1 protein-coding gene is annotated in these 3,527 nt (G+C 69.5%); it reads right to left on the bottom strand.

From position 1 onward, the window contains the following. Nucleotides 1–3,416 (bottom strand): discoidin domain-containing protein (locus tag ACNPM4_RS00375; protein WP_448984310.1); only part of this gene is annotated, 3,416 nt, incomplete at its 3' end. Between the last annotated feature and the right edge of the window lie 111 nt (nucleotides 3,417–3,527).

The raw sequence follows: 3,527 nt of genomic DNA, 5'->3' as shown, positions 1-3,527 counted from the left end.
GGGGGGGCGACGACGGCCGCACCGTCGCGCCCGGCCGAGACCGGTCCCGCGCACTCGAAGGTGTACCCGCCGTACAGCTCGAGCTCCCAGATGTTGAGCCCGTACTGCGTCGCCGGCATGCCGGACAGGCGCACGTACCGCACGTCGGTCGCCGCGAAGTCGTGCTGATGGATGAGCGTCGGCTGCGCAGCCTGGACGCGGGCCAGGGGCATCCAGGTCGTGCCGTCGACCGAGCCCTCGATGCGATAGTCGTTGGACGTGCCGGCTTCCCAGGCGACCACGGCGCGCGAAACCGACCGCACGCTCTCCAGGTCGACCTGAAGCCAGTGCTCGGCGGCTGCTCGCGCCGACGACCACTTGGTCGAGCGGGAACCGTCGGTCGCCTTCGGCCCGGTGATCGTGGCGTTGTTCTGGTGGACGCTGTCGGCCGTCGTCGGGCGACCGAGCGCGAGGTTGGCGTTGCCCACCGGAACGGCGTGGGCCTCGGCGACCAGCCGATCGGAGAAGATCTCGAACTCCCACAGCGAGGGTCCGTAGTCCAGAGCACGCGTGACGGTCTGCATCCGCACGAAACGGGCGCTCTGGTCGTTCAGCGTGATCACATCGACACCGCCGTCGCTCCCGGCTGAAGGGGTGACATAGGCGTCGCGCCAGTTCCTGCCGTCGTCGGACAGCTGGATCCGGTACGCCTTGGCATACGCCGCCTCCCACGAGAGCCGCACCGTCGACACGGGCTTCGATTCGCCGAGATCGACCTGCGCCCAGGCGCTGTTGGCGTTGTTGCCGCGCCAGCGCGTGGACGGATCGCCGTCGGCGAGGGCGTGGACGAGGTTGTATCCCGCGTAGCCCGAAGCCCGCGTCGCACCGTCGATCGAGAGATTGACGCTCGACGCCACCGACAGCTCGCGGATGCCGTAGCCCTCCCCCTCGCCGTCGAGCAGAAGCACGCGCACATGCTCCGCCGGGGTCGGGTCGAGCGGGATCTCGTCGACCCCGCCGTCGCCGTCGGTGACGTGGGCTCGGTCGGTCCAGTCGACGCCGTTCTGCGACGTCTGCACGACGAAGTCGCCGGCGGGAGCATCCGTCCAGTCGATGGTCGCCTTCGTGACCCACGATCCGCGGGGCAGCGTGACGGCCGCCCACTGCGTGCCGTCGCCGGCCGATCGCCACGCGGTGTCCCGGTCGTCATCCCCGAGCGCGGCGGCGGACGAGCCGTCTGCCGTGCTGCTCGCCGAGAACGCAGAGGTCGCCGGGAGCGGGCCCGCGGCGAGCGCGGAAGTGACGGTCCTGCCCATGTTCTCGCCCGATCCGAGCGCGAACCTCGCGTGCTGGTCCTGGCCGCCGCCGGTGAGGGAGACCCCGACGGACAGCCCGGGGCGGTCGGGGTTGGAGAGGCTGACGACGGGGGTCTCGCCGCGCTCGTCCAGCAGGACGATGCTGGGCTGGTCGACGGTCAGCGCGCGGCCGCCGCCGAGATCGAGCGTCCCGGCGGCGTAGAACGTCGCCATGGTGATCCCTGCCGCGTCGTGCCGCACCGCCTGCACCGAGGTGTCGTTGCGGAGCGTGCGCATGGCGGGCGCGTCGGCGAAGGCGGCGACCTCGGCGGGGGTGGCCGCCGGCAGCACCGTGTAGTCGTACGTGCCGGCGGTCGGCTTGGTCCCATGGTCGACGTACAGCGTGAAAGCGTCGCGGCTGACGGCTTCCTGCCCCTCCCAGCTGCCGGACTGGGCCCGGTTCGAGACCCTCACGTCCTGGCCGTCTGCGAAGACGTATCCGACCTCGTCGTTGTAGGCCCACCGGGCGCCCCCGACGCTCTGGTCGTCTGCATCGCCCGCGACGGGCTTGCCGCCGACGGTCGCGTTCTCCTTGGCGGATGCCTGATTGATCGTCGTGTGCACGGCCGCGCCACTCGTCGAGGCGATGCCGGCGCCGAGCGCGACCATGCCCTCGTCGAATGTGAAGTAGCTCTTCCGCGCGCCGGTGCCCGCGGCGTCGAGGGTGAGCACGCTCGCGCCGAACTCCCCGTCGGACGTGCCGCCGGTGAAGCTCGCGCCGTCTCCGTTGCGCCCACGGTTCTCGAATCCGCGTTCCGTGCGCTTCTCGTCGGGAGCGGTCACTCCGGGGTAGTGCCACCAGTCGAACGTGGGACCCAGATCGAGGTACTCGCGGTTGTTGACCTGGATGGCGGTCGAGCCCATCGCGTTCCAGAAGACGGGGTTGCCGAGATCGTCACGGTAGGACGTGCGCAGCTCGGCGCCGAACGTGCGAGACGAGTTGAGACGAGTGAAGATGCCGTAGTCGTCGCGCTGATGAGAGGCGAACTCCGAGCGCCAGAAGTACTTCGCGCCGGTGACGCCGTTCGTCTCGGTCTTACCGAGCACCCCGTCGAGCACGGCCTGGTAGGCGGTCGAGTAGAGGGCGTCCGTGCGCACCATGCGCTGCAGCGGCTCGATGAACTCGGAGGCGTGGCTGGTGATGTCGCTCATGGTCTTCGGCGGTCGGTAGTTGAGGTAGAGCATGCCGATCTCTCCGCGGATGAGCCAGCGGGTGCCCTCGATGAAGTAGAAGGCGATCGAGTCCAGCTGCGCGCGCGTGAACGCGAGTCCGGTGCCGCGTGCGACGTCCGACCACAGGGCCGCGTAGGTGAACAGCACCATCCCGTAGCCCTCGCTATACAGCTGCGCGCCGTGGGCCCAGAAGCTGGCGTCCGGCTGGACCGCCTCTTTCACGGTGCCGGAGTGGTCGACCGCGATGGTGGCGACGATCGTCGCGAACCCCTCCTTCACCTTGGCGATGTCGCCGGTGGAGAGGGCCTCGAAGATGTAGTTCGACGTGCGCCACGAGCCGTTCGCCCCGACCGGGTCGAGCTTGCCGGTGTTGTGCGCGAGGCTGACACGGAAGGCGTCTTCACTGAGCTCGGAGCCGAGGAACATCGAGATGCGTCCCATCGCGATCGACTCGCCGATCTCGGTCTCCCACCAGTTGGTGTTGCCGGGGTTCACCCGGTCCCAGTGCAGCAGCGCCCGCTGCACCGCGTCGACCAGCCGCTTGTCACCGTGGCCTGCGGCCTTCGGGTCCTTGTACGCCTGCGTCATCGCGAGCATCCGGTAGAGCGCCGTGTACGCCGACCAGACGCTGCCGTTCGCCGAGCTCGTGCGATCGGCGTAGTCGACGTCGGCCCACGATCCGTCCTCCTTCTGCGACGCGACGTAGTCCAGCGCCTCCGAGGTCTTGGCGAGGTAGATGCCGTTGGCGATGATGATGTCGTCGCCCTGCCCGAGGTAGTACTCCTCGAGGCGGTCGATGACCGTCGCGACATCGTCTTCGGGAGCGGCGGATGCCGGCACCGTGGTGAGCGCGGACGAGCCGATGACGAGGGCGACGGTGAAGGCGATGAACGCGGTGATGCGTCTCATGGCTGGGCTCCTTTGCCGGTGTGCCGAAGGGCAGGCGAGGCGGATGCCTCAGCGGGAGGAAGAACGCGACCGCGCGTGCCTGCGGGTGCACGGAGCGAAGCCCGGGGGGGG

This window comes from Microbacterium umsixpiens (genome assembly GCF_053543675.1).
Note: the sequence above shows the minus strand (reverse complement) of the source record. Positions and strands in the feature narration are given on the sequence as shown.